Source organism: Candidatus Enterovibrio escicola, from assembly GCF_002464935.1.
In the GTDB taxonomy this organism is placed as follows: Bacteria; Pseudomonadota; Gammaproteobacteria; order Enterobacterales; family Vibrionaceae; genus Enterovibrio; species Enterovibrio escicola.
Genome location: NZ_NBYY01000013.1, coordinates 121,604 through 148,011 on the forward strand (window position 1 = coordinate 121,604; position 26,408 = coordinate 148,011).

General features: G+C 39.6%; 24 protein-coding genes and 8 pseudogenes. 14 read left to right on the top strand and 18 right to left on the bottom strand.

What is annotated here, in order from left to right:
• Positions 1–136 precede the first annotated feature (136 nt).
• From BTN49_RS05905 to purB, 4 genes are all read left to right on the top strand, one after another.
• The gene (locus BTN49_RS05905; RefSeq protein WP_097356410.1) at positions 137–769 is read left to right on the top strand and encodes a pseudouridine synthase; all 633 of its coding nucleotides are present in this window, start codon (positions 137–139) and stop codon (positions 767–769) included.
• 73 nt (positions 770–842) lie between these two features.
• Positions 843–1,955 carry a tRNA 2-thiouridine(34) synthase MnmA gene (gene mnmA, locus BTN49_RS05910; protein ID WP_097356411.1) on the top strand — a complete coding sequence of 371 codons (1,113 nt, stop codon included), beginning with the start codon at positions 843–845 and terminating at the stop codon, positions 1,953–1,955.
• A gap of 13 nt (positions 1,956–1,968) precedes the next feature.
• Positions 1,969–2,589: a high frequency lysogenization protein HflD gene (gene hflD / locus BTN49_RS05915; protein WP_097356412.1), complete on the top strand. Its 621-nt coding sequence runs from the start codon at positions 1,969–1,971 to the stop codon at positions 2,587–2,589.
• A 21-nt stretch (positions 2,590–2,610) separates the two neighbouring features.
• The gene (gene purB, locus BTN49_RS05920; RefSeq protein WP_097356413.1) at positions 2,611–3,981 is read left to right on the top strand and encodes an adenylosuccinate lyase; all 1,371 of its coding nucleotides are present in this window, start codon (positions 2,611–2,613) and stop codon (positions 3,979–3,981) included.
• Between the two features lie 586 nt (positions 3,982–4,567).
• Here purB and BTN49_RS17605 read toward each other — a convergent pair.
• The 6 genes from BTN49_RS17605 to moaA all read right to left on the bottom strand — a co-directional run bounded on the left by BTN49_RS17605 (position 4,568) and on the right by moaA (position 8,454).
• Positions 4,568–5,110: a recombinase family protein gene (locus BTN49_RS17605; protein ID WP_097356414.1), complete on the bottom strand. Its 543-nt coding sequence runs from the start codon at positions 5,108–5,110 to the stop codon at positions 4,568–4,570.
• A gap of 516 nt (positions 5,111–5,626) precedes the next feature.
• Entirely contained in the window at positions 5,627–6,067 is a 441-nt protein-coding gene (gene moaE, locus BTN49_RS05930; protein WP_097356415.1) for a molybdopterin synthase catalytic subunit MoaE, read from the bottom strand.
• Positions 6,068–6,069: 2 nt separating this feature from the next.
• Positions 6,070–6,315 carry a molybdopterin synthase sulfur carrier subunit gene (gene moaD / locus BTN49_RS05935; protein ID WP_097356416.1) on the bottom strand — a complete coding sequence of 82 codons (246 nt, stop codon included), beginning with the start codon at positions 6,313–6,315 and terminating at the stop codon, positions 6,070–6,072.
• Positions 6,312–6,791 (bottom strand): cyclic pyranopterin monophosphate synthase MoaC, encoded by a 480-nt coding sequence (gene moaC / locus BTN49_RS05940; protein ID WP_097356417.1) that lies wholly within the window; start codon positions 6,789–6,791, stop codon positions 6,312–6,314. The genes moaD and moaC overlap by 4 nt, the downstream gene beginning before the upstream one ends.
• A 2-nt stretch (positions 6,792–6,793) precedes the next feature.
• The gene (gene moaB / locus BTN49_RS05945) at positions 6,794–7,306 is read right to left on the bottom strand and encodes a molybdenum cofactor biosynthesis protein B (protein WP_097356418.1); all 513 of its coding nucleotides are present in this window, start codon (positions 7,304–7,306) and stop codon (positions 6,794–6,796) included.
• A 161-nt stretch (positions 7,307–7,467) separates the two neighbouring features.
• Complete coding sequence (moaA, locus tag BTN49_RS05950; RefSeq protein WP_097356419.1) at positions 7,468–8,454, bottom strand: GTP 3',8-cyclase MoaA; 987 nt, start codon at positions 8,452–8,454, stop codon at positions 7,468–7,470.
• A gap of 548 nt (positions 8,455–9,002) precedes the next feature.
• Between moaA and BTN49_RS22115 the strand changes: the two are divergent.
• Positions 9,003–9,876 (top strand): annotated as a pseudogene (locus BTN49_RS22115) (IS982 family transposase).
• A gap of 295 nt (positions 9,877–10,171) precedes the next feature.
• Here BTN49_RS22115 and BTN49_RS20600 read toward each other — a convergent pair.
• Together BTN49_RS20600 and BTN49_RS20605 are read right to left on the bottom strand one after the other, a co-directional pair.
• Positions 10,172–10,255, bottom strand: coding sequence for an IS1 family transposase (locus tag BTN49_RS20600; RefSeq protein ID WP_223824866.1), 84 nt, complete (start codon positions 10,253–10,255; stop codon positions 10,172–10,174).
• Positions 10,256–10,744: 489 nt separating this feature from the next.
• Entirely contained in the window at positions 10,745–10,876 is a 132-nt protein-coding gene (locus BTN49_RS20605) for an IS1 family transposase (RefSeq protein ID WP_146679183.1), read from the bottom strand.
• A gap of 486 nt (positions 10,877–11,362) precedes the next feature.
• Here BTN49_RS20605 and BTN49_RS05965 point away from each other — a divergent pair, with 486 nt between their 5' ends.
• A complete protein-coding gene (locus BTN49_RS05965) occupies positions 11,363–11,929 on the top strand; it encodes an LON peptidase substrate-binding domain-containing protein (RefSeq protein ID WP_146679185.1) in 567 nt (188 codons plus the stop codon).
• Between the two features lie 30 nt (positions 11,930–11,959).
• Here BTN49_RS05965 and BTN49_RS20610 read toward each other — a convergent pair whose 3' ends face one another.
• Together BTN49_RS20610 and BTN49_RS20615 are read right to left on the bottom strand one after the other, a co-directional pair.
• Positions 11,960–12,160 carry a hypothetical protein gene (locus tag BTN49_RS20610; RefSeq protein ID WP_146679187.1) on the bottom strand — a complete coding sequence of 67 codons (201 nt, stop codon included), beginning with the start codon at positions 12,158–12,160 and terminating at the stop codon, positions 11,960–11,962.
• A gap of 385 nt (positions 12,161–12,545) precedes the next feature.
• Positions 12,546–12,668, bottom strand: coding sequence for a hypothetical protein (locus BTN49_RS20615; protein ID WP_394336645.1), 123 nt, complete (start codon positions 12,666–12,668; stop codon positions 12,546–12,548).
• A gap of 503 nt (positions 12,669–13,171) precedes the next feature.
• On the opposite strand from BTN49_RS20615, the gene BTN49_RS05970 reads away from it, so the two are divergent.
• From BTN49_RS05970 to BTN49_RS19665, 3 genes and pseudogenes are all read left to right on the top strand, one after another.
• Complete coding sequence (locus BTN49_RS05970; RefSeq protein WP_097356420.1) at positions 13,172–13,603, top strand: transposase zinc-binding domain-containing protein; 432 nt, start codon at positions 13,172–13,174, stop codon at positions 13,601–13,603.
• A gap of 218 nt (positions 13,604–13,821) precedes the next feature.
• Positions 13,822–13,992, top strand: a pseudogene (locus BTN49_RS20620) (transposase); the annotation flags it as partial.
• Between the two features lie 251 nt (positions 13,993–14,243).
• Complete coding sequence (locus tag BTN49_RS19665) at positions 14,244–14,477, top strand: phage terminase large subunit family protein (protein ID WP_097356422.1); 234 nt, start codon at positions 14,244–14,246, stop codon at positions 14,475–14,477.
• A 146-nt stretch (positions 14,478–14,623) separates the two neighbouring features.
• Here BTN49_RS19665 and BTN49_RS05985 read toward each other — a convergent pair whose 3' ends face one another.
• Entirely contained in the window at positions 14,624–14,872 is a 249-nt protein-coding gene (locus BTN49_RS05985; protein ID WP_097356423.1) for a hypothetical protein, read from the bottom strand.
• A 318-nt stretch (positions 14,873–15,190) separates the two neighbouring features.
• On the opposite strand from BTN49_RS05985, the pseudogene BTN49_RS22120 reads away from it, so the two are divergent.
• Positions 15,191–16,059: pseudogene (locus BTN49_RS22120) on the top strand (IS982 family transposase).
• Between the two features lie 759 nt (positions 16,060–16,818).
• Positions 16,819–17,712: a uridine diphosphate-N-acetylglucosamine-binding protein YvcK gene (yvcK, locus tag BTN49_RS05995; RefSeq protein WP_097356424.1), complete on the top strand. Its 894-nt coding sequence runs from the start codon at positions 16,819–16,821 to the stop codon at positions 17,710–17,712.
• Here the strand turns inward: yvcK and BTN49_RS06000 are convergent.
• The 3 genes and pseudogenes from BTN49_RS06000 to BTN49_RS06010 form a co-directional block, all read right to left on the bottom strand.
• Complete coding sequence (locus tag BTN49_RS06000) at positions 17,702–18,055, bottom strand: Hpt domain-containing protein (RefSeq protein WP_097356425.1); 354 nt, start codon at positions 18,053–18,055, stop codon at positions 17,702–17,704. The two genes, yvcK and BTN49_RS06000, sit on opposite strands and share 11 nt — an antisense overlap.
• A 528-nt stretch (positions 18,056–18,583) precedes the next feature.
• Positions 18,584–19,416 (bottom strand): annotated as a pseudogene (locus BTN49_RS06005) (IS5 family transposase).
• 171 nt (positions 19,417–19,587) lie between these two features.
• A complete protein-coding gene (locus BTN49_RS06010; protein ID WP_097356426.1) occupies positions 19,588–20,316 on the bottom strand; it encodes an SDR family NAD(P)-dependent oxidoreductase in 729 nt (242 codons plus the stop codon).
• Between the two features lie 226 nt (positions 20,317–20,542).
• On the opposite strand from BTN49_RS06010, the gene uvrB reads away from it, so the two are divergent.
• On the top strand, positions 20,543–22,567 hold the full coding sequence (uvrB, locus tag BTN49_RS06015; RefSeq protein ID WP_097356427.1) for an excinuclease ABC subunit UvrB: 2,025 nt from the start codon (positions 20,543–20,545) through the stop codon (positions 22,565–22,567).
• Between the two features lie 125 nt (positions 22,568–22,692).
• Here uvrB and BTN49_RS06025 read toward each other — a convergent pair.
• From BTN49_RS06025 to BTN49_RS12970, 3 genes and pseudogenes are all read right to left on the bottom strand, one after another.
• Positions 22,693–23,005: pseudogene (locus tag BTN49_RS06025) on the bottom strand (transposase).
• The gene (locus BTN49_RS17625) at positions 22,998–23,201 is read right to left on the bottom strand and encodes a transposase (RefSeq protein ID WP_097356430.1); all 204 of its coding nucleotides are present in this window, start codon (positions 23,199–23,201) and stop codon (positions 22,998–23,000) included. Before BTN49_RS17625 ends, BTN49_RS06025 begins: the two are co-directional and overlap by 8 nt.
• Positions 23,179–23,457, bottom strand: a complete 279-nt coding sequence (locus BTN49_RS12970; RefSeq protein ID WP_146679191.1) for a hypothetical protein — start codon at positions 23,455–23,457, stop codon at positions 23,179–23,181. The genes BTN49_RS17625 and BTN49_RS12970 overlap by 23 nt, the downstream gene beginning before the upstream one ends.
• 150 nt (positions 23,458–23,607) lie before the next feature.
• Here BTN49_RS12970 and BTN49_RS13950 point away from each other — a divergent pair.
• A pseudogene (locus tag BTN49_RS13950) lies at positions 23,608–23,843 on the top strand (HIT domain-containing protein); the annotation flags it as partial.
• Between the two features lie 1,030 nt (positions 23,844–24,873).
• On the opposite strand, the pseudogene BTN49_RS06040 reads toward BTN49_RS13950, so the two are convergent.
• Positions 24,874–25,696, bottom strand: a pseudogene (locus BTN49_RS06040) (IS982 family transposase).
• Between the two features lie 171 nt (positions 25,697–25,867).
• Here BTN49_RS06040 and BTN49_RS17635 point away from each other — a divergent pair.
• A pseudogene (locus BTN49_RS17635) lies at positions 25,868–26,355 on the top strand (IS5 family transposase); the annotation flags it as partial.
• Between the last annotated feature and the right edge of the window lie 53 nt (positions 26,356–26,408).

The following is a 26,408-nucleotide window of genomic DNA, read 5'->3' on the forward strand; positions in this document are numbered from 1 at the left end:
GTAAAAGAATACTGTAAATTCTACAACACACTAATCACATTATTCTATGTATAATACGAAAGCGCATTTTGTAACTAGACCTGATTGATAGCATTCAACGACGTTTAAAACAACTTCAGAAAGAGGTGTCAACAAATTGGCTTCCACATTAAAGGCACAACATATTTCACGTGAGTACACTCGCAAAACTGTTCGAGAAAATAATCCTACACAAATCATTATTTTCAATAAGCCATTCAATACGTTGAGTCAATTTACGGGAAAGTGTGGTGATTCAACATTAGCTGATTTTATTTCAGTAAGAAATGTGTATGCTGCAGGTCGTCTCGACAAGGACAGCGAAGGTCTGCTTGTGCTGACGAATGACGGTGTTTTGCAAGCGCGTTTAACCCACTCAAAATTTAAATTACCGAAAACATATTGGGTTCAAATTGAAGGAATTCCCACCAAAGAATCACTAACTCGTTTGCGTAAAGGTGTAAAACTTAATGATGGATGGACACTTCCGGCTACTGTTGAATTAATGAATAATCCTGACTTATGGCCACGTAGTCAGCCCATCCGTCATCGTCCCTCAATCCCCACATCGTGGCTTACTATTACATTACAAGAAGGCCGTAATAGACAGGTTCGTCGAATGACCGCAGCTGTTGGCTTTCCAACACTTCGTTTGATCCGTTATAGTATTGGTGAATGGACAATAAATGGGTTGGAATTAGGCGAATGGCGAAAAACACCCATCACTCCGAAACAATCAAGGCGTGATTAGGTTCTCATCTGTATCAAAAAAAGAATTTCTGTTAAACTTCGCCACCAATCTAATGGGAGCTGGAAATGTCGTTATGTTAGATAGCAGCAAAAAAAAAGTTATTGTTGGTATGTCCGGCGGCGTCGATTCCTCAGTGTCTGCCTATCTACTGATTCAACAAGGCTTTCAGGTAGAAGGTCTTTTCATGAAAAACTGGGAAGAAGATGATAATGATAAATACTGTTCGGCATCGGAAGATCTGGCCGATGCACAAGCCGTTTGTGACAAACTTGGTATTCATATGCATACCATTAACTTTGCTGCTGAATACTGGGATAACGTCTTCGAGCACTTCTTAACCGAATACAAGGCAGGTCGCACGCCAAATCCAGACATCCTTTGTAACAAAGAGATTAAATTTAAAGCTTTTATGGAGTTTGCAAATGAAGTACTAGACGCAGATTATATCGCGATGGGTCACTACGTTAGGCGCACCTTCCCTCCTAAAAAAGATACGAAAACACAAATGCTTCGTGGAGTTGATAGCAACAAAGATCAAAGTTACTTTTTATACACTCTTAGCCACAAGCAAATTACACGTAGTTTGTTCCCAGTTGGTGGTTTGGAAAAACTTAAAGTCCGGCGCATTGCTGAAAAGCAAGGCCTGATCACAGCGAACAAGAAAGACTCCACGGGCATTTGCTTTATTGGTAAACGCAAATTTCCAGATTTTTTATCTAAGTACCTACCAGCGCAACCAGGTGTAATCGAAACCATAGAAGGTAAAAGTATCGGCGAACATCAAGGATTGATGTATCACACACTTGGTCAGCGAAAAGGTCTATACATTGGAGGGCAAAAAGGCGGTGATGGTAACGAAGCAGCTTGGTATGTGGTTGATAAAAACATGGAACGAAATGTCCTAATTGTTGCACAAGGTAACGATCACCCTCGATTATACTCGACTAAATTGGTTGCGGGTCAACTTCACTGGATTGACCGTAAAACAATGACGCAACCATTAAAGTCAATCGTAAAAACGCGATACCGCCAGCAAGACATATCATGTACCATCGAACCTATTGATGGCGACAAAGTCGAAGTTACTTTTGATAAACCGCAAACTGCAGTAACCCCAGGTCAGTCAGCAGTATTCTATTCTGGTGATATTTGTCTGGGCGGCGGTATAATCGAAACGCGTATTTAAGGAGCAACTATCAGTGGCTACTACTTTGTTTGATCGTACTATCGCATTCGCAGGTATCTGTCAAGCCATCAAACTGATTCAGGGAGTAGCTCGTTCAGGCTGTTGTGAGCACAGTGCTCTTAGAATAAGTTTGAACAGCATTATAGTCACAAACCCTGCTTCTGCCTTCGAGGTCTTCGGTAAAGAAGAAAACCTCAAATTAGGCTTAAGAACCCTGATTAATGAACTGGATAGCAGGATAAGTAGTAGCGAACTCACTCGTTATTTAATCAATATTCTTGCACTTGAACGCAAGCTGTCTGGTCGAAGAGACAGTCTTGCGCAATTAGGAAATCACTTGGAAACCGTCCAACGTCAGATTCAACACATTGACCTTCTTACTGATCAAATGATTAGTAATTTAGCCAGCATTTACCTCGAAATTATCACCCCATTAGGTCCGCGTATTCAGGTAACTGGTATCCCAGCTCAACTTCAGCAAATAGACGTACAACATAAAATTCGTGCACTCCTGCTGTCGGGTATCCGTAGCGCTGTACTATGGCATCAAGTGGGTGGAAAGTATCGCCATCTTATTTTTGGTCGTAAAAAAATGATTGAGCATGCCAAAATCATCTTAACCAGAAATTTATGAATATCATTCAGAAAGGAAACCATGGAACTGTCATCACTCACAGCTATTTCACCAGTGGATGGTCGTTACGGTGAAAAAACGAATGTATTACGTCCGATTTTCAGTGAGTTCGGTTTATTGAAGTACCGAACAATTGTTGAAATTTATTGGCTTCAAAAACTGGCAGCAACAGATGCTATTGAGGAAGTCCCCGCATTCAGCATTGAAGCCAATGCATTTTTGCATAAAATAGCGAATGAATTTAATGAAGATGATGCAATACGAATTAAAAAGATTGAATACACCACAAACCATGATGTGAAAGCAGTTGAATATTTTCTGAAAGAAAAAGTCGCAAAAAATACTGAATTGAACACTGTTAATGAGTTTATTCACTTTGCATGTTCATCAGAAGATATCAACAACATTTCTCACGCATTAATGCTAAAAGAAGGACGTGAGCAAGTTATTCTACCGGAAATCCGTAATGTGATTGATGCTATCAAGGCGTTGGCAGTTGAATATCGTGAAATACCGCTTCTGACTCGTACCCATGGTCAACCGGCTTCTCCATCGACCATGGGTAAGGAGATGGCAAATGTGGCATATCGTATGGAACGCCAATACAAGCAGATTGGAAGCATTGAGCTTCTTGCAAAAGCCAACGGTGCGGTAGGTAACTATAATGCGCACTTGTCTGCATACCCTGATATCGATTGGCATGCGTTCAGCAAGGAGTTCATCACCGAGTTAGGCATATCATGGAACCCGTACACCACTCAAATCGAACCACACGATTACATTGCTGAGCTATTTGATGCCATGGCTCGTTTCAATACGATCCTAATCGATTTTAATCGTGATATATGGAGCTACATTGCTCTTGGTCATTTCAAACAGAAAACCATTGCTGGCGAAATTGGTTCATCAACCATGCCACACAAAGTTAACCCAATAGACTTCGAAAATTCAGAAGGAAATCTAGGTTTAGCAAACGCTATTTATGGTCATTTATCACACAAGCTTCCTATTTCTCGCTGGCAGCGAGACCTAACAGACTCGACTGTTCTCCGTAATCTAGGTGTTGGTGTCGGTTATGCCCTCATTGCTTACAACTCAACATTGAAGGGCATCAGCAAGCTGGAAGTAAACCGGTCGTCACTGTCTGTAGAATTGAATGATAACTGGGAAGTTCTGGCAGAACCAATACAAACTGTGATGCGTCGATACGGTATTAAAAAACCTTATGAAAAACTAAAAGTGCTGACCCGTGGTAAACAAGTTGATGGTAAAAGCATCCGTGCATTCATAGACAGTCTAGAAGATCTGCCTAAGTATGAAAAAGACCGTCTGAAGCAGATGACACCTTCCTATTACATCGGAGATGCGATCAAGCTAACTGATTTGCTCTGATTACAGTTAAACCAAGCATAATAATCCTCATTTTTTGTGAGGATTGCATCTCTTAGCACACCTTCAGTTAAATGGATATTGCCTAGTGCTTGTATCCAAGAGTTTAAGCCTTTTGGCAGACGGTCGATGCTGAATGAATGTTTAAAACGATTTTAACTATTAAAACTGATTTTTCTGAACTCTGACTTAGCACCTTTTAATTTTTTATTCTCACTGCATACCCATCAAACTGGAGTTGTTTCCTAAAAGGCGAAGTGAGGAGTTTTAGATGTGGTATTCAGAATAGCCTACTGATCGTTATGATTTCTTTAGCAAAAGTTAGGCTATGAATGGCACTTACCGGATGGTAGAGAATACTTCTTTTAGCCAATAATGCTCTTAAACTCTGTAACAGCGGAAAGTGTGCCATTGTCAGATACTTTTTTGTTCTTGTTCAACTTGCATTTTAATTGCAGAACGTATTTTAATGAACTTGTCGTTTTCGTCCTTGTAATTATCATTATGGAAACGCTCAACAGCTAGATTGTACGAGCATCAATATAAAGATAAAGCATCAAAGTAGGTAGTTTTTATCTCTGGATAGAAACTAATCTTTTTCGATGCTATTACTTTTGCACTTGTCAACGGATCGTTTTCCGTAGTGGCTATTGCAGAACGAGGTAATAAAACCAATAAGTTCAGATGTCTCGAATGATTCAGTAGTGCTTTCCGAGTCATCCAAAATTTCTATTCGTCCACCTGATAATTGAATAAGCCATTTGATAATTTCAAAACCAGACCTTGCGAGTCGGTCTTTTGTAGCAACCAAAATGTGGATGGAGTGACCGAGTATTGCTGATTCCAGAATGGTTTGAAGTCCTTTTCGTTTAAAGTTAAAAGCACTGTCAACGTCACTGATAAATTCTGCGTCAGGATACCGTTTGAGCAGGATATGCTTTTGCGTGTCGATACTAGACTTTTGTTTGCTTGAGCTAACTCTTGCATAGCATATCCTCCGTTGTTGGGTAATAAAAACGCGGTAGTGACCGCCTTCGGTTTTCTTGACTTTATTGTAAAAGTTGCTTTCTATTCTTCGTCTAATTGTTTGCGTGGTTACACCCTCAATCTTTGCAAGTTTTGTTGTGGATATCTACATAAATAAAAATACCTCACTTAAGTGAGGTGTAAAAGATATCGCAATAAACACAACAATGTCAAACAGGGTTGTGTTTCGTTTGTTTTTTTATTTAATCAACTGTAACTTACGGCTATAAGAAGTACCCTATAAAAGGGTTAATCACCAATACAGAGCATGGCAAGACGCGTCACTGTTGAGTGGGTTTACGTATTTAATAAGTTGAATAGTTCATCAGGATGACTTGCAACTCTATTATTTACTACTGCAGATATCATGTGTCCTAACAAGATTTGTAATCCATGAAAAAATTCTTTTTCCAGACGGGAGCAAACTTATTGAATACACGACCTTGAGTTTGAGAAGAGCTCGGTACTTACCAATAATTCCTTCTGCAAATTAACTGTGCATACTGATCTTACATGCATCCTAATTAGGAGTAGAGTCAGTGATGAATTGATAACAATATATTTCAGACCGTAAAAAATACAGGTATAAGAGTCCCTTAATTACATACTTCATCGAAACCTCTTACCAACGTTTCGCTGCTTCTGAATCACTATCACACACTTCAATCCAGCGCTCATTATCAACCAAGCATTCTTTTTTCCAAAACATAGCCTTTGTTTTGAGCAAGTCCATAATGAACGCACAGGCTTCAAACGCAACTTTACGATGCACACTACTGACACCAACAAAAACGATTTGATCGCCAATGTCTAAGGTACCAACGCGGTGGATCACACGTACCTTTCCAAGCTGCCAACGCCATTTAGCTTCGTTACATATATCTTTAAGGGAATTTTCTGTCATGCCTCGATAATGTTCTAGTCTCAAGGTAGTAATATTATCACCAAAATTCATATCTCGGACTTTCCCAATGAAAGTCACGATTGCACCATCGCTTGCATTGTTGTTGAGCCATCTACATTCTTTCTCGACGGAAAAATCAGCAGATTGAACCGAAATCATCATCAACCCCCTGTAACTGGTGGAAAGAATGCAACTTCATCACCGTCTTTAACCGGTGTCATTAACTCTGAAATAGTATGGTTAATCGCCACTAGCAATTTTCCAGACTCCAACGCCAGTGACCATTTATCACCGTTTGCAGCAAGATGTACACGGATATCTTCTGCCGTTACAAAGACACCTTCAAGCTCCAAGTAACCCGTACCTATCAATTCTTTTACTTGCGCAAAAAAAAATACACGTATCATTCTTTTGCCTTAAAGTATCCTGATTTCCCGCCTATTTTTTCGAACAGCCTAACCTGACAAATCACCATGTTTTTCTGAATAGATTTACACATATCATAGAGGGTAAGTGCGGCAACCGACACCGCAGTCATAGCCTCCATTTCTACGCCTGTTTTACCATTGATTTTACACAAAGCTTCGATACGAACTTGTGAGGTTTGTAATAATGCTTCAAGCGTCACCTCTATTTTTGTTAGCATCAAAGGATGGCAAAGAGGAATCAGATCCCAAGTGCGCTTTGCTGCTTGAATACCCGCAATCCTCGCAGTAGCAAAGACATCACCTTTATGATGTTGCCCTGACACAATGAGTTCAAGTGTCTTTGCTTCCATATTAACATATGCTTCGGCGCGAGCTTCTCTAACTGTCTCTGCTTTATCGGAAACATCCACCATATTGGCTTCTCCAGAAACATTAATGTGCGTAAATGGACTCATTTTTACACATTAATGTGTAACATGAAATTACATGGGCGATGTCTAGCATTCATTTGCTGATTAATAATGCCATTCCACCCAGTACTACACGCATCCGTCGAACCTGGCATCGCAAAAATGATGGTATGATTTGCAAAACCTGCAACCGCACGTGATTGAATCGTCGATGTGCCAATTTCTTGGAATGAAAGGGTACGAAACAGCTCGCCGAATCCTTCCACTTCTTTATCAAACAAAGGTTTAATCGCTTCAGGCGTACAGTCACGTGATGTGAAGCCTGTTCCGCCCGTGATCAAAATGGCCTGTATATCTTTCTCTGCAACCCACTGTGAGATAATGGCACGAATTTGATAAATATTGTCAATAACAATTTTCTTATCCACCAGTGAATGCCCTGCGTTTTGCAGGGCATTCACTAAAAACTGCCCCGAACGATCATTTTTCTCAGTACGAGTATCTGAAACAGTAAGAACAGCGATGTTAGCTGGCATAAATTCAATAACATCTTGTCCCATAAATTTAAACCTCAGAGAATATATGCATACCATTTCAACTTGAAGTTGCAGCGTTGTTAACTAAGTTCTATGGTCACAATTACACAGACAATCAATGCTCGTAGGTATCATTTACCTATCACACACCTTCCTCTCAATTACTTAAAATACCTAAGGAGGTATTAACCGCCAATGGATGCTAAGTTAGAGGTCACCCCAGTATACCCTTGATCAAGAAAATGGCTTTTCTTTTTGTTAGAAACATGATCTTGGATGCGAGAAATCAAAGCATTTTTTTGCCTGTCTTCTTGTAATAAATCTCGAAGGTCTATGCCAAAATCACCAAACAGACACATGTGAAGTTGACCCAATGCTGAAACACGGAGTCGATTACACGAATCACAGAAATCTTTCTTGTAAGGCATGATCAAACCAATTTCGCCCACGTAATTAGGATTATAGAACACTTCCGCTGGCCCATCACTGTGTTTCTTCACTTTCATCAACCACCCATTCGACACGAGGTAATTATGGATCGATACGCCAGATTGGTGATGGCGAGAGAATAAAGAATGCATCTCACCAGTTTGCATAAGCTCGATGAAACGGAGTTGGATCGGTTTGTATTGAATCCATTTCAGAAAGGCCGGAAGATCCCCATTATTTAAATCTTTTAACAGTACCACATTAACTTTCACTTGCGAAAAACCAACTTCAAATGCTGTATCTATACCATTCATTATATTATACAACTTACTTACACCCGTAATTTGATGGAATATCCTAGGATCAAGGCTATCAACACTAACATTAATATCAGTTAACCCTGCGTCACGCCAACGGTGTACATTCTTTGCTAGGCTATACCCATTCGTGGTCATCGCAACCTTTTTAATACCTTCTTGTTCTGAAATCATAGCAAGAATATCTATAAAATCTTTACGCAATGAGGGCTCACCGCCTGTAATACGAACCTTGGATGTACCACGGTTAGCAAATGCAGACACGACACGCCGGAGTTCATCAACAGAGAGAAACTCAGAATTTTTATGCGTCGGTTTGTAACCATTAGGTAAGCAATAGGTACAGCGAAAATTACAAGCTTCAGTGACCGAAAGTCGCAAGTAATAATACTTGCGACTATAAGAATCTTCAAATTGAGTTGACACGAAACACCTTTTAGAATCTGTGAGTCGAACACACACTATGTGTGCCTTGGCGACATTATGTCATAGTCTATTTCCCATGTTTTTATAATAAACCGGACCCATCTTGAATGTAGCATCTGCCGAACTTAACCAGATAGATTTAGGTATCACAACCGCCCTAGGATTTTTATTAAACAACTTTTCGGCTACTAGCCTACTAAGTAGATTTAATAAAAGAAGAGGTTTGTTAACAACATTTCATGAGTCATTTTTCAATATATCATCGGGTAGTGACTACGACATGGATGGTCTAACGTAGAAGAGGAGGCCAACCATCGAAATTGGTGTTGTTGATTAAATCAGGCCTATAACACACTAATCTCAGTTTTTTTACACTCTTAATTTATTTGCTGGCGAACATGCATACGGAGTCTTATAACTTTGTTCATTGCTTTCACATTTGCCAGCACTTCACTAACTTACCTGAACTGTGCATAAGAAATGAACTAAATGCCAAAGTCGCGATCTGATCGTTTGAAATAAATTATTGACTGCACAAAGATTTGTGCATGAATAACTTATACGCTATTGTCTTCGACCTCTGCCAGACTTTCCTTCCTGCCATGGGCAAAACACCTAATTTATTCCGGTATGAAACAAAGAAACAAACTTTCTCACCGCTTAGTTAGTGAAGTGATGACTATAGTGATAACTGTCCATCAATCGGGGTATCGATACTTCAAAACTTATTACATCCACTTTATTTGTAGCTACCTCACCAACGAATTTTCTGAATTAGTTAGTTATACGAGGATGCTCAAGCTCATGCAAGGTGTTTTAGCTCCTCTTTGCTCTTACCGCACTCACCGTCAGGTAAGGCCGACAGGGATTGCCCTTGTTGATTCGTCTAAGTTACAGGTTTGTCACAATCTACGCATTCTCAGACATCAGGTTTTTAAAGTATGGTGAAGCAAGGAAAAGCAACGATGGGGTGGTTCTACGGTTTCAAATTCCACCTTATGATCAATGATCAAGATGACATTCTCTCAGTCAAAGTGACGACGGCTAACGTGGATGATAGAACGCTTGCATCGGAAATGGTTGACGAGCTTTGGGGGTGTTTATACGGAGATAAAGATGATATCTCTGGTCCATTTAAGCGGGAACTTGCAGACAAGGGAGTGACACTGATAACGGGTGTAAAAAAATATAAAACCCAAAGTGATGAAACTTTGGAACCGCTTGATGCTCCTGAAACGATTTATTATCGAAACTGTTTTTGACCAACTAAAAAACATATCCCAAATCGAATATTATCGGCACGGTAGTTGTATCAGCTTTATGGTCAAGTTGCTGGCGGGGCTTATCGCGTATTCATTTCAACCAAAGAAGCCGAATATCAAGATGACTCGGTTTGATAAGCAAGCGATCATGCAGATCTGAGGTTAATTTGAGCATTGTAATTAACCTGAGCTTCGCATAAGAAATGAATAATATTGAGCATGTGGTCAGTGAATTTACCTTAACTGGAAGTCATAGATGCGCCAATTTCGTCGTTAAATCCCCACGAAATTAACTGATAATTCCTATTAGGATTTACCTCGAGCTGGACGCATTGATGAATTCTAAAATCAAGCATTTCTAGGTAGTTTTGGTATAGTTCATAAATTGTAGAAAAAACATTCATGATCGGGCGCCAGCATGAAAATAGGTATGCATTCAATACGTTGATTATGATTTAAAGGTAATACTCCCGTGCAATGAATGTACCAAGCACTTTGTCGTGCATATCCATTGATTTTGAGTATCCAATTGTCTTCAGATTGAATTATTTCAAGCGGGTATGAAGGATCAAGTTTTTCTTCTCAAATGCGTCGCGTATAGAGCTTATTAATAATGTGTTGATCCCCAAAAATCATATTACATATAGTGAAATTGTCCGTGTACTAATATACAATATTAGATATGGATATCTGATTGAAAAATAAATTTAATTTTTTCTTTCACGACAAACGAATGTGTGAACAGTTATTTTCTTCAATCGGGGCTACTAAGCATACCAGAACCTGCACTGGTTATTTTGTTATCCATGAAAGAGCATTGTTCATCTACTTCTCAGATAAGCCCCTCTTCCTGTACACCAATAGAAAATGTGATTTCACAGCAAGGTGTGCTTTTTTCAAACCAGTAATCGAATTAATATTGATGTGTAGCACTCAAGAGAAATCTCGGACACCAACATGCTTCATGACAAGTTCAACAGCTTGTACCTTTACCCACGCTTGCACGCCTTAATATATATATTAAAAGGCTAGAAGGTTCGGAAATAGGATTGGCAACGATAGCGCTGGTATCCAACACGGCTGATACCATGTCTTTTAACTGTTTTTGTGTGCCAGTAAAAACGACATTTAACGTCAACGGTAGCCATGATGAACATCATGGAAAAGTAGATATTTTACACGAATAACAACCTACTGAATGCATTATCTACACATTGCCGTCACCCTATACTATTTACAAATAGGGTAATACGTAGTCATATATCGTAATACAAAGGTATTTTAATTTTAAAATGTAAAATGCGAATACCCTATAATGAACATGTCGAAATTTTCTTAAAATAGTTGGTATCAAAATCGCATTAAGATAATGAATACATAACTGATTTCAAACGACAGATAAATAAGAAAAGCACTTTACAAAGCACTTTACATAGTAAGAGAAATAATGTTAACGGCAGTAAAATATCCTATGTCATGTGTTCCATAAGTGGGTCTTCTTTTAGAATGTAAATTCTTTTATGTTTACAAATTCTGTTAGAAAATATGATAGATGCAGTGGTGACGCCAATACTACTGGGGTGCTAATTAACTAACCATTCAACTGATTGAACAGATAACCATGCCTTTCATACTGGAAGCTAACTATGTCTATGACTTTACCCATATTATTTAATAATCGTCATATCCTCCCTTCTAGCCGTCTTCCACTATACCTAATACCTGGAGAGCAACTCAATACTGTTAAATATACCATGCAATATGGTTTAAATATTGGGGTTTGCATGGACGAAACTAACCTCATTGGTGCGGGCATCGGGACACGAGTAACCGTCGAGGATTTTAATCTATCTAACGAGGGTGATGTGCTGATCATCACAGTTTGTGGGCATGAGAGTTTTATTATCGATAATTTAAAAGAGAATGATCACGATATCATGGTGGCTAAGTGTAAAATCCTTCCTACTTGGCCAGAACGCCAAGTGAGTAATGACTCATCGCCCCTCGCCGATCGGTTAAAAATTATGTTCAATCGCTATCCAGAACTCAGCGTACTCCACCAATATCCCCACTTCGAAAACTTGACTTGGCTATGCCAACGATGGCTTGAACTACTCCCTATTCCAGCAAGTGAAAAACAGCTTCTCATGGCAATCAATTCCTGTAGTGACACCTGCGAATACTTACTGAACTTAATGAAAGACCCATATTAAATAAAGCTCTGGTCAAATCTGGTGTACGGCTTACAGATCAGTATCCTGATGATTAATGTTTGTTTCATGAATGCCTTCTCTAAATTTCACGCCTTTGATGATATCCGAGAGTAATTTAAAGCCTCGCAGCCTACGCGAGTTAACCTCAGTGGTTCGCATCAGTTTGCAGGCTATTGCCAGTGTCGTTTTTTGGCTTCCACAATTCTTGGTTTTGTTTGTTCTTAGCCTCACCGTTGCAAACATTGATTCAATGGGGTTTGTCGTTCGAATATGTGTCCAGTGCTTGGGCGTGGAAATAGTAAAATGTCAGCATTTCCACTTTGTCTTTAGTCAGGGACTCCGCTATTTTGGAATATTTAGCACCGTATCGTATTTCGAACTGTCCGAAGGTTTTCTGTGCCTCTTGTTATGTCTCCGCCATCCAGATATCGCGAAGCGTTTCTTTCATTCTTGGTTGAACAGATTTTTGGACTTTGTTTAATACATTGGCCGTTTTGTCTACCCAGTAGTGCTGATGATTCGTCGTTAGCCAATGCTTTTTCACTGCATTCCAAAAACCGAAAGCCCCATAACTAATGGCGAGTTCAGAAGTGATACTGATACCTTGGGACGTTAGCTATGACAGAACTTCAAGCCAACTGATCTCTGACTCCCTGTACCCATCGACAACGGCTATCACTGCCTTGCGACCGGTGTCATCGATGCCGATGACAACAAACAGGCAAAGCTTATCATCCATCCGAACTTTGCAGTAAATACCATCGGCCAAAATGTAAATATACCAATGTTTACTTAGGTCGTGTTTTGCTTCCCACTGCTACTTGAGTCAAAAAACACTATTTGCTGACAACCTCTTGTCTTGCTTACTTAAAAGATATTTCAAGGCTGGCTGCATATCGCCCGTGGAACTTCCCCCTCCACAAATATAGCCAAGGGATAAGTTCTTCTATATTTTTTCTTCGCTTGAGATAGTGCGGAATCAGTGTGTTGTTGAACTTGCTCCCGCTCCCTGTTCTTTCATCTAGGCATTTCCTCCCAGAAACTATATGTGGTGGGGCTTAAGGCATGTCCCTTTTTGTGATACATTTGGCACGATTGAACAGATAAAAGGAATGAATGGATTTTAAAGGTATTAAATTGAAGCTGCTTCAATTTAAACGTATTTTTACTACGAATTTGGCCATATTCGTATCCAGTTATCCCCGCTATGACACCGATTATTATCATTCATAAGTCGCTAAGATGCTGAAGTGTGGAGGCTCAGTAAAGGGCTTTGCCACTTACCAATGCTTGGATTGCGGTCAAGGGAAATATAAAGTTAACTTTAGTTGTAAGGGGAAAACTTGTCCGCAATGTAAAAAGCGTTATGCATGGGAGAGTATAGTTACAATAGGCGTCTGCCTGTTTCCTAGAGTGAGCTATCGGCAAGTTGTCTTAACATTGCCTGAGAAACTTCGTATTCCTTTCCATAATCACTCCAATCAGAAGCATTTGTATTCTGGGTCTATGGTCTTGTCGGAAGCCTGTTTATCAAAGTTGATTCAGGCGCACTTTAAGAGCAATGTATGTAAAATTGCTGATATTGTTTTCATCCATACCAATATTTGTAATGGCAACTACAATCCTCATTCAAATGTGATATTAGCTGAAGGTGCATTATTTTCTTCAAACTAGGATTGGAAATGGTTTCAGTATTTATCGTTATCTCAGTTACGATTACTTGGGTCAAAACACTTACTGAAGTTAATGGAGATTAAGTTTCCAGCGTGTCCTAATGTGATTAGAATCTAATGGGCTAATGATCCTGATGGTTTTTATGCCCATCTTGGCAATGGTCGTAAAATAAAGTCCCAAGCAAAAGCTACCGAGGGTTAATATGATACCTAACTAACTATTTATCATCCCCTCCGATATCCTTATCTAGGATAGTTTGGTATGACGGTTATCAAGTCAGGTATTACTATCAATCACATAAAACGAAGTTGAAAACGTATGAGACAGTGGATGCTCAGGTATGTGTTGGCAGGCTGGTTTATCATATTTTTCCTAAAAGATTTCAATGAGTAAGATATTATGAACTTCAAGCGACCGCGAGCTTTAAGAAGTGGTGTGAAGCAATGGCAGCAGGAAACTTGGTAGATGCAATGATGAGTTACACCAAACATATCAGCTATAGTAGAGCTTTTTGAAGAGGTAGCAGGTCGTAATCTCTTAAAATGTGTGTTTTGTGGGAGAAGATGGAGTTGGTTTGGCTTTCCCACCCAAAGCATAGTGTATTCTTCGATTTATTTGCTTCAGATAGTGGTTAATTGATATGGTTTTTATTCTTGTTATCGCTCCACCTTTTGCAGAATTTGACTGTTTCAGGGTTCTGGAAAAAAACTATTGGCGAGGACTCAATTTTCAATATCAATTGAGCCAGATAGATGATGTTTGCGTGCTATATGATGTGAATCATATCGGCATTGACACTACGAGTGTTGGCTTAGGCGTTTGGGATTTCATATACGGAAATCACCCCCGCGTAAGCCGTTTTAATTCACTATAGCAACAAAACGAAGTAACGACTCGTATTAAAAATGCTTGATGTGATAGACACCAATTGGCTGCATATCGATGTGGAATATAAAAACGTCATTCTAGCCTGCATGGCTATAAAACGCATGGTCAGAGGAAGTGGAAATATGACTAATTTTATATCTCGACCTTTGGGAGTTTGATGGTAATGTGGCTGAGCCAAGTTTGTAGGTGCTGGTCAGGCAAATGTCCATTGCGAACCACTCCCCGCATTCCGTTAGCTTGGAGTGATGTGAAATTATCGAGCAAGGATTTAACCTCGGCTTCTATAGCTTGAGCCAATAACAGCTGTGCATCTTGTTCCAGCAGTTTATTAAGCGGGTTTTCTAGTTTATAAAGCTCGGTAACGTTATGACTATTATCCATGCGGTATATTTCTTGTTAGTTGTTAATTTAGCGAGATTAATCAACAGGTTACACTGTATTATTTCCTACCCATATACCAGAAATTACTATATCTCCATTAAATAAGCGTTCAAAAAAGAGACTAACCAAAGGTTTAATGTTGTTATTTTTTATTATAACCATAAAGCCCAATCATTAAAAACGACCATCGAGCAAAAGATCTTGAGATTTCCCTTAGAAATATGCCTTATTAACCTACGTTTCGTATTCGAAATAAATTCAAAGCGCGAGTCTGGATTTGGACGTTTTAAAAATTATTGACTGCACAAGGATTTGTGCATGAATAATTCAGATGTCGTTTTCATCGACTTCTGCCAAACTTTCCTTCCTGCATGGAAAAAACACCTAATTTCTTTCGGTATCAAACAAAGATACAAGCTTTCTCGCCTATCAGTTAGCGAAGTGATGACGATAGTGATAGCTTTCCATCAATCAGGGTATCGAGACTTCAAAACCTATTACATCCACTTTGTTTGTCGCTACCTCACCAACGAATTTCCTGAATTAGTTACACGAGGATGCTTAAGCTTATGCAAGATGTCCTAGTTCCGCTTTGTTCTTTCCTCACTCACCGCAGGCAAGGCTGACAGGGATTGCCTGCGGTGATTCGTCTAAGTTATAGGTTTATTACAACCTACGCATTTTCAGACATCAGATTTTCACAAGTACCGCGAAGTGAGGAAAAGGAACGATATTGTGATTCTACGGTTTTAAATTATACTTTACTATCAATGGGTAAGGTGTATTATCTTAGTCAAAGTGACGACGAATAACGTGGATGATAGAAAGCCTATATCGGAAATGGCTGACAAGCTTTGGGGGTGTTTATACGGAGATAAAGGTTATATCTCTGCTCCATTGGAGCGGGAACTTGCAGACAAGGTAGTGACACCGATAACGGGTATAAAACAACATGAAACCCAATAGTGATGAAACTTTGGAACCGCTTGATGCTCCGGAAACGATTTATTATTGAAACCGTTTTTGACCAACTAAAAAACATATCCTAAATCGAGCATTCTCGGTACCGTAGTTGTATCAGCTTTATGGTTAACTTGCTGACAGGGCTTATCGCGTATTCATTTCAACCAAAGAAGCCTAGCATCAAGATGACTAGGTTTGATAAGCAAGCGCTTATGCATATCTAAGGTTATTTAGCTATATTTTTGGATACTGCGATTAAAACGCACTGATAGTGGAAGGTATTTTTAAGCGCCTCTTCGTAAATTAAAAGGCTTTCTTAATTCGTTTTTTACGTTAATTAACAACACCCCATTTTTGCCTAAAAATTTATTATTTTCCAAATCATTCCAGATTATCTACAAACGATGGTTTCGCCTCAATAGGCCGTATTTTAAATGGCGAACACTTTTCCTTAGTAACCTTTTCAATATCTTTTATATTCCTACCTTACGTGACTATAGCACCTGTCTCCTTGCCGTTTATCGGTTGTGTTAAAACAACAAATCTACTCATAGTAGACGTGGACTTCTATATTTGTTAGTACGTGTGATATCTACTCGGAATTCCAATCGTTTTTGAGCAATAGATGAACGAAATGTCTTTGATCTGTTGGTAAATTATATTTGCTTGCTCACTTGCGATTATTCATCGATAGATCTTGAGTAATTTTAGGGTCATAATCACTGTGATTACGGTACCTTTTCAGTTCTAGGTAAACTGAGAAACGATGGTACTTGATTGTCTTTGCAATCTCGTAGATTAGAATTCCCCCGTTCTCAAAGGGCTGCAATTTAGTATCTTCTTCCCGTGGCCAACTGCTAATAATTAATGGTAGTACTGCTTATTTCCTTAGAGATAAGATCGTACCACTTTCGATAGTTGTCTTCCTATTCTACGCTAGACCATAAGTGTTTTAGTTATTATCTAAATTAAGGGTGGTGTAAATGAGGAATAAAAAAGAAAAACACAAAATAGTCGCCGTAGGAGGGGGACATGGATTAGGACGTGTACTTTCTGCATTGTCTGACTTTGACGGAGACATTACAGGTATAGTTACTACTACAGATAATGGTGGTTCGACTGGGAAAATACGTGCATCTCAGGGTGGTATCGCATGGGGTGACACACGTAATTGCATAAATCAGTTGATTACAAAACCTTCGATAGGTTCGATGATCTTTGAATATCGCTTTAAAGGCAATGGAGAACTTGATGGACATAACCTTGGAAATTTGATACTGACTGCATTGGATAGTCTCTCACTCCGACCACTAGAAACTATTAATTTAATCCGAAACATGTTGAAAATTTCTGTATACATAGTTCCTATGTCTGAACACCCTGCAGATCTATCAGCACAAATTCTGGATGGGCAAATCATCTCAGGAGAGACCAATGTAGATGACCTAATCGAGCTCCCCGCAAGATTAATTTTAGAACCTATTGTTCCAGCAACTAAAGAAGCTGTTCAAGCTATTCAGGAAGCCGAATTGATACTCCTAGGTCCTGGCAGTTTTTTAACCAGCGTAATGCCACCACTCTTGCTACCAGAGATTAATAAAGCACTGAAAAACACAGCAGCCAAAATTGTATTTGTGCGAAATTTAGGGAAAGAACTAGGACCGGCCGGACAAATGCCTTTGAATACGATACTTTCATGGTGTGAGCGTTCAATAGGAGGGAGGAGGATTAATATAGTATTAGGCTCAAATAATGATGATAGCCTTGCCGGAAACTACAAGCAGGTGGCAAAGGACTTGGCATCCGATCACTACCAGTGGTACCATGATAAGAACAAACTATCGCTAGCCATTAAACAGATGTTGCTTAGTGATTAAATAGATTTTGTTGGTTAGCCAATGCTTTATATTCAGATATAGTACCACGTAGCATAGAAATTAAACGTGGCAGTTGATCGTGTACCCAAGATTCTTGCCCTAGTTTCACCCGCGATTCACACTCACGAGCTAAGGCTGCCAGTTCATCAGCGCCAAAACTAGCTGCACTGCTTTTAATCGCATGGCTGATTTCACGAATCTGACTCGTGCTTGGAGCCTCTGAAAGTTGCTCGTAATAACGGCTGATTTCATCGCTAAACACGACTAATAAACTTGCCACCGTTTCTTCTCCAACTTCAACAGCCAATCGCCGTATTGTTTCATGATTCACTATCGTCGCCATACTCTAATCCCTTCTCTTTCTGTAATTATTGCCAACCCAGCAGTTTTTGATAAATGGTTGATGGGTTAACTCCTAGTAAACCACCCGCCTGAAAAATCTTTCCAACTCAAGCATCCATCGCAATCTAAACTGCTCCTTTTTCCACTAACCACGATGGTTTAGCATCGGTCTTTACTATTGTCCGTTGCGTCAACATTGCAGAAGGAATAAAGAAATCTTTTTCCAACCCGCGGCATTGACACATCAAGCCTATGGCCTACATAGGCTTATGTAATTTTGATATATGAATTCTTTAAGAATGAAGAAAGAAGCATTCCTTTTGTCACTTTTTAATCATTGTGTAATGCAATAATATTGCGAATAACCTACTTAATATAAACGTACCTGATCAATGTCAATTGTAGCATTTTAAATGCTGTATGTGGGTGTTAATTAAATCAGGCTTATAACGCACTGCTCCAAATATTTTTTATAGTCTTAATTTATCTGCTGGTGAATAGGTATACCAAGTCTTATAACTTTGTTCATCTATTTCACATTTTTCAGGGTTTCACCAACGTGAACATTGTAATCACGGAGAGTGAGTTTAGGGCTGAGCAACTCTTTATAGCGAAATATTTCTGTCTCTGCTAATGAGCATTTATGATAAACCCTGTCCTTTTCCAACTCCGTCAGTTTGTCATTTTTCAACGCCTTTCAAGCTTCCTTTTTAGGATGCTCTTACTCCCAGTACCCCGCATGCTTAGAGGTAGAATACTGGGCGTTTTTTCTGTACGTGGTGACATGCTCTTGTGTCATTGGTTCCATCAGCACTGACTTGCTGTATCTTTCGTTGTAATGGGTTAAGCAATAGAGGTAAAACCTCATTATCACCCACAAAAACTAGGCTAACTTATGCAACAATAATCTCATGAGTAGACATATCAACGGCCAGATGAAGTTTTTGCTAGATACGCTGCTTCTCCTTACAGTGTTTACGCTTTTCCGTCTACCTTTAGGCTTGTGGTATCAATAACGACGTGGGCAACAACTCATAGAGTGGGCAAACGGTACTTAACTTCTACGGTCTTCGAACGCTTACTAATGCAAGTGTATGTAGGGGATTTCAGCGTGACAATCATCAACGTAAAAACTGAATTGACACAGCCTTTTTACGTACGAAGTGGGAGCTTGAAAATACCTTTCACCATAAATGATGTCTCAATCTAGGTATCGGTAAATATAAACTTACGGTCACGATACTTTAGAAAATACCATGCTTTAATGGTAGCGGCGTCTATCCAGAAAGTGATTGAGCCACGGTTTACTAATGATTGATTATATCGTTTTCAATTGCTGATCTTGTGTTTTCCCTTTCCCATCATCACCTCCTGCTTAATTCCAAGATGGTCTAATCGTAGAAATTGCGATTAGTTCAGATATTTTAAAACAACGCCACACGAAATTGGAGAACTAGTTGGTTTCAGTCAATACTATGATGCTCCATGCTATAGATTAACCAAATGAAAGTTTGTATTAATAATATTTATCAACTATTGTGTTGTATATCCACCATCAATCGCATGTAAACTACCCGTAATAAAGCTGGCTTTGTCACTTGCTAAGAACACGACCAAATTAGCAATTTCCATAGGTTGTGCAATTCGGTCTAAAGGTTGAAGTTTTTCTTCCTTTCTATGAACCTTATTTTTATCCTCACCTGACCGACTGCAATAGTTGTCAAGGGCTTTGTGGTAAAGCTGTGTTTCCGTGGTGCCTGCACATACAGTGTTTGCGCGGATGTTGTACTTAGCGTAATCAATGGCGGTAGTTTTTGCTATGGATGCAATGGCATGCTTGCTGAGGTTATAGGCAAAAGACTTTGCTTTTGCTATTGTACACTGATCCGAGCCCAATAACACGATACTTCCTTTTTTGGCTACTCTCATACTAGGTATGCAAGCCCTAATGGCATTATAAACACCTTTTACATTGATGGCCAGTATGCGATCTAGTGCCTCCTCATTTGTGTCTTCGATGGTTGAGCTAAAATATATACCTGCATTACATACTAGAACATCAATAGATGTTTCATTTGCTAACACGTATTCAACTGCGGTTTTAATGGCATTCATGTCAGTCACATCACATTTTAACCAATGGCCATGAACACCTTGATGACAATCAAGGTTATACACGCTATATCCCTCGTTGATAAAGCCATCAACAATAGCCAATCCAATACCTGCCGAACCACCAGTAACCAGTGCTACTTTTATCATTCTTGTGTTACCTCCAGAACCAACCATCATTAGGACTATGCTTATATGGCATAGTCAGATCATCGACGTCAACTAGTAAAAAGTCAATTCACGCAGGGTAAGACTATAATGACCATGAAAATATGGAAAGATAGGCGGTGAGTTAAAGCATGCTAATTTTGTTAGTTGACTTACATTATCTAGAGCGCAAAATATAGTGACAAATAATTATGGATATGAACGTGCAATGGGAAAGACCTTTAAATTGTATTCTCCATTCGAACCTTCTGGCGACCAACCAAACGCAATTCATCAATTACTTAAAGGGTTGGAGTCTGGTCTAGCACATCAAACCCTTCTGGGGGTTACGGGTTCTGGAAAAACGTATACTATGGCTAATGTTATTGCAGAGTCAAATAGACCCACTATGATCATGGCACCAAATAAGACACTGGCAGCGCAGTTATATGGTGAAATGCGAGAGTTCTTCCCTGAGAATGCAGTTGAGTATTTCGTGTCTTACTATGATTATTATCAGCCTGAAGCGTACGTTCCGACGACCGATACCTTTATTGAAAAAGACGCTTCGATTAACGAATATGTTGAGCAAATGCGTTTGTCTGCAACCAAAGCGTTACTGGAGCGTCGTGATGTTATCATTGTTGCGTCGGTCTCTGCGATTTATGGTTTGGGTAATCCTGATGCATACTTAAAAATGATGTTGCATCTTCGTCGTGGTGACGTAATTGATCAGCGCAGTATATTAAGACGTTTGGCAGAAATACAGTATAAACGTAATGACCAAGCTTTTACCCGCGGGATCTTCAGAGTACGTGGTGAAGTGATCGATATTTTTCCTGCAGAATCTAATCGTAATGCCATTCGGGTTGAGTTGTTTGATGATGAAGTGGAATGTATTAGTATCTTTGATTCAATGAGCGGGGTTGTGCTTGAGTGTAACCTTCCCCGTTGTACAATTTATCCAAAGACTCACTATGTCACACCTAGAGAGCACATTATTGGAGCGATAAAATATATCAAAGAAGAGTTGCTCAGTCGCAAAAAAGTCTTCTTGGAAAACAACAAACTGATCGAAGAACAACGAATTTCACAACGCACCCAGTTTGATCTGGAAATGATGACAGAGTTGGGCTACTGCTCTGGAATTGAAAACTATTCACGTTATTTGAGTGGACGCTCTGACGGCGAGCCACCCCCGACTTTATTTGACTATCTTCCTGCAGATGGTTTGTTAATTATTGATGAATCTCATATCACTATCCCCCAGATTGGGGCTATGTATAAGGGAGATCGTTCGCGCAAAGAAACCCTTGTTGAATACGGTTTCCGCCTTCCATCCGCACTTGATAACCGACCATTGAAGTTTGACGAATTTGAAGCGATTGCACCGCAAAGTATATACGTTTCTGCAACACCTAGTAAATATGAGGTCGAAAAATCGGACGGCGAAATAGCCGAACAGCTGGTGCGACCAACGGGTTTATTAGATCCTCAGATTGAAGTGCGTCCCGTGGCTACACAGGTAGATGACCTGTTATCGGAAATTCGTTTGCGTGTCGATATTGATGAACGGGTACTAGTGACGACGCTAACCAAACGGATGGCGGAAGATCTTACCGACTATTTCGAAGAACATAATGTGCGTGCTAGATATCTACATTCCGATATCGATACTGTTGAGCGTATTGAGATCATCCGTGATCTTCGACTCGGCCAATTTGATGTCCTTGTGGGTATAAATTTGTTGCGTGAAGGTCTTGATATCCCAGAAGTGTCTCTGGTGGCGATCTTGGATGCAGATAAGGAAGGCTTCTTACGTTCGGAACGTTCACTCATTCAAACCATTGGACGCGTTGCACGTAACCTGAATGGTAAGGCTATCCTCTATGGAGATAACATCACAAGATCGATGCGTCTTGCTATTTATGAGACCGATCGCCGTCGTGCGAAACAAGAAGCGCATAATGAACAGCATGGAATTGTGCCTCAAGGTTTAAATAAGAAAATAATAGACGTTATGGAGATGGGTAGGAATCGAAAACCATACAAACAGAATACATGTACATCATTGGATGCCGTGATAAATGACTATGGGAAATACAGTTCCAAGTCACGACAGCAGATTGAAACGGAAATTCAGGTGCTAGAAGATAAAATGCACGAGGCTGCACAGAATTTGGAGTTTGAGGTTGCGACATCTCTTCGTGATCAGATAGTTGGTTTAAGAACAATGTATATACAAAATAGCTAAAATAAATCTGCTAGAAAACATGTTACTAGCTAGCAGATTCCTAAGGGTAGGGTAGGCGTATACTAGGCACATGCAGTTTTGAATCTTTTGTGCAATCAATACCAGTTTGTATATAGTGGTTTCTTTTAGTTAACCTCTGATCTGCAAAGCGCCGCCAGCAAGTTGACCATAAAGCTGATACAACTACGGTGCCGAGAATGCTCGATTTTGGATATGTTTTTTAGTTGGTCAAAAACGGTTTCGATAATAAATCGTTTCCGGAGCATCAAGTGGTTCCAAAGTTTCATTACTTTTGGTTTTATGTTTATTTATACCCGTTATCAGTATCACTCCATTGTCTGTTAGTTCCCGCTCCAATTGACCAGAGATATAAGTTTTCTCTCCGTATAAACACCCCCAAAGCTCGTCAACCATTTCCGATACGGGCTTTCTATCCATCTACGTTAGCCGTTGTCACTTTGACTGAGAGAATACCACCGTGGTTATTGATAATGAAGTGTAATTTGAAACCGTAAAACCACCCCATCATTCCTTTTTCTCGCTTCACGGTATCTTTAAAAACCTGATGTCTGAGAATGCGTAGGTTGTGACAAACCTGTAGCTTAGATGACTCAATGAAGGCAATCGCTGTCAGCCTTGCCTAACAGGTGAGTGAGGTAAGAGCGAAGCGGAACTAGAATACCTTGCATGAACTTGAGCATTTGCGTGTAGCTAACTAATTTAGGAAATTCATTGGTGAGGTAGCGGCAAACAAAGTGGATGTAATAGGTTTTGAAGTCTTGATACCCCGATTGATGGAAAGCTATCACTATAGTCATCACTTTGCTAACGGAGAGACGAGAAGGCTTGTTTCTTTGTTTGACACCGGAAGAAATTAGGTGTTTTCCCATGCAGGGATGAAAGTTTGGCAGAAGTTGCCGACATCGACGAAACAGCGTCTAAGTTATTCATGCCAAAGTCCTTGTGCAGTTAATAGTTTATTTCAAACGATTTGATTGCGACTTTGGTATTTAGTTCATTTCTTATGCGCAACTCAGGTTAGCTATCTTCTGATTATTCCTAATAAGTTGATTCCAACAATAAATGACCTTGAATGAGGATGACAAAGTGGCGATGGGGGAGCCTGTTTACAGTTTCGCGCAAGCTTACGAAAGAAGAAGGCAGTGATAAAGATGGTTATCGCTTAATTGTGAATTGCAATGCGCATGGTGGCCAAGCGGTATATCCCACCCACTTGGTAGGTGGCCGTCTTTTAGAGTTGATGTTAATCGGGTAACGTATCGTCAGATAGATCGTGCATTCAATAAGTAAGTTCTCGGATAATAACCCTGATTAGGAGCTGTTGATTTTTGCTGTACAAAACTTCTTCAACAATACAACGATAGCTACATTAACATAAATGCCAGTAATACTATACTGACGTAATTTCCTTCTAATTTGTCATATCTAATTGAAACTAGGATGATATTGTTTAATTCGCTCAAAGGTATTTTCTACTAAATGCAGTTCACATAAGAAACAATCTCTTGAGTACATAACCCAAACATTTTTAGTAACCATTCGTAAGTTTCTGGGTGTTTTCTTTCCAAATAAATAAGATCTCGAGTTCTTTCTATTTGATTTTTTGATGTGTTCCATTCGATTCTAAAATTCTTTTTCCGCAAGCTTGGATAGGTAACTACAAGCTTAAAACTTTTCCATATAGGGTTTATTTTTTCGTTTTTTTCGAATAAAATCCAAACCTCATTCTTACATACAGTTACCATTTCCTTACCACCAAGAATTAATACTTACAAGACTAGTTTACGACAACCGAATTAAAGAAGTAGACTAATTCTCAACCAAAACTACTCTGTTTGATGAAGTTGAGATAGAGGGTGGAAAGTCCACTATGTAGCAATGGGCTCGTCAGACCAGAACTAACCTGATGTTTAACGGATAACCTCCTGATGAGGTTGAGATCCGAGACCTCAAGAGGAAATAAACGAGGTTTGAAGTGCACAACGAGATAGAAAAGAAGCTACAACATCTCTTGATGTCAGACTCGCTGAACATTAGTAGCTAGTCGACAAACTCTGGAAGGACTCCACAAGCTGTAATTATATCCACAATCCACCAAAAAAGCTACAACCCTTGGTATCTTAGACTAAGAACAATAGCTTTGTTATTTGTTTAATTAAATAGCGAAGTGTAAGCGTATCACGGCATTAGCAATAGTTCGGCCGATACAAGAACTATTGCTGATATTGATACGACGATAGGAATATAAATCGGTCAACCTAAAGCAGTAACCTATTAAGTTAACCTCAGATCTGCATAAGTGCTTGCTTATCAAACCTAGTTATCTTGATGCTCGGCTTCTTTGGTTGAAAGGAATACGTGATAAGCGCCGCCAGCAAGTTGACCATAAATCTGATACAACTACGGTGCCGAGAATGCTCGATTTGGGATATGTTTTTTAGTTGGTAAAAAACGGTTTCGATAATAAATCGTTTCCGGAGCATGAGACGGTCCCAAAGTTTCATTACTTGTGGTTTAATGTTTCTTTATACCCGTTATCAGTGTCACTCTCTTATCTGCTAGTTCCCGCTCCAATGGAACAGTGATATAATCTTTATATCCTTATAAACACCCCCAAAGCTCGTCAGCCATTTTGATACAGGCTTTCTATCATCCATGTTAACCGTCGTCACTTTGACTGAGATAATACCGATCATTGATAATAAGATATAATTTGAAGCCGTAGAACCACCCCATCGTTCCTTTTTCTCGCTTCGCGGTACCTTTAAAAACCTGATGTCTGAGAATGCGTAGGTTGTGACAAACCTGTAGCTTAGATGACTCAATGAAAGCAATCCTTGTCAGCCTTGCCTGACGGTGAGTGAGGTAAGATCGAAGCGGAAGCAGAACACCTTGCATGAGCTTGAGGATTCGCGTGTAGCTAACTAATTCAGGAAATTCATTGGTGAGGTAGCGGCAAACAAAGTAGATGTAATAGGTTTTGAAGTCTCGATACCTCGATTGATGGAAAGCTATCACTATAGTCATCACTTCGCTAACGGAGAGACGAGAAGGCTTGTTTCTTTGTTTGACACCGGAAGAAATGAGGTGTTTTGCCCATGCAGGGATGAAAGTTTGGTAGAAGTCGCCGACATCGACGAAACAGCGTCTAAGTTATTCATGCCCAAGTCCTTGTGCAGTCAATAGTTTATTTCAAACGATTCAGATTGCGACTTGAGCATTTAGTTTATTTTTTTATACACAACTCAGGTTAAGTACTGTTTGCCGAGTCGATGATTTGTCGCCCCCGTCGTTATTGATGCCACAGACCTAAAAGTATACGGCGAAGGTGAATGGAAAACACGTAAACATGGTAAAGAGAAGCGGTGTATCTAGCGCAAACTTCATCTTGACGGTGATGTGTTTACTCATGAGATTATTGTTGCAGAAGTTAGCCTAGTTTCTGTGGGTGATAATGAGGTTTTACCTCTATTGCTTAACCCATTACGACGAAAGATACAGCAAGTTAGTGCTGATGGAACCTATGGCGCAAGAGCATCCACCAATTACTAAAAAACAAAGGAATAACGCCCAGTATTCCACTTCGAAGCAACACGGGGTACTGAGAGGAAGGGTATCCTAGAAATGAAGCTGTAAAGGCTTTAAAAAAGGACAAACTGGCAGAGTGGAAAAATGACATGGATTATCACAAAGGCTCATTATCAGAGACAGCAATGTTTCGCTATAAAGAGTTGTTAAGCCCGAAACTTACGCTTCGTCATTGCAATGGCTTCAGTTATAAAATGACTAAAAGTATCCCCAGCAAGTTTGACCTAGAAAA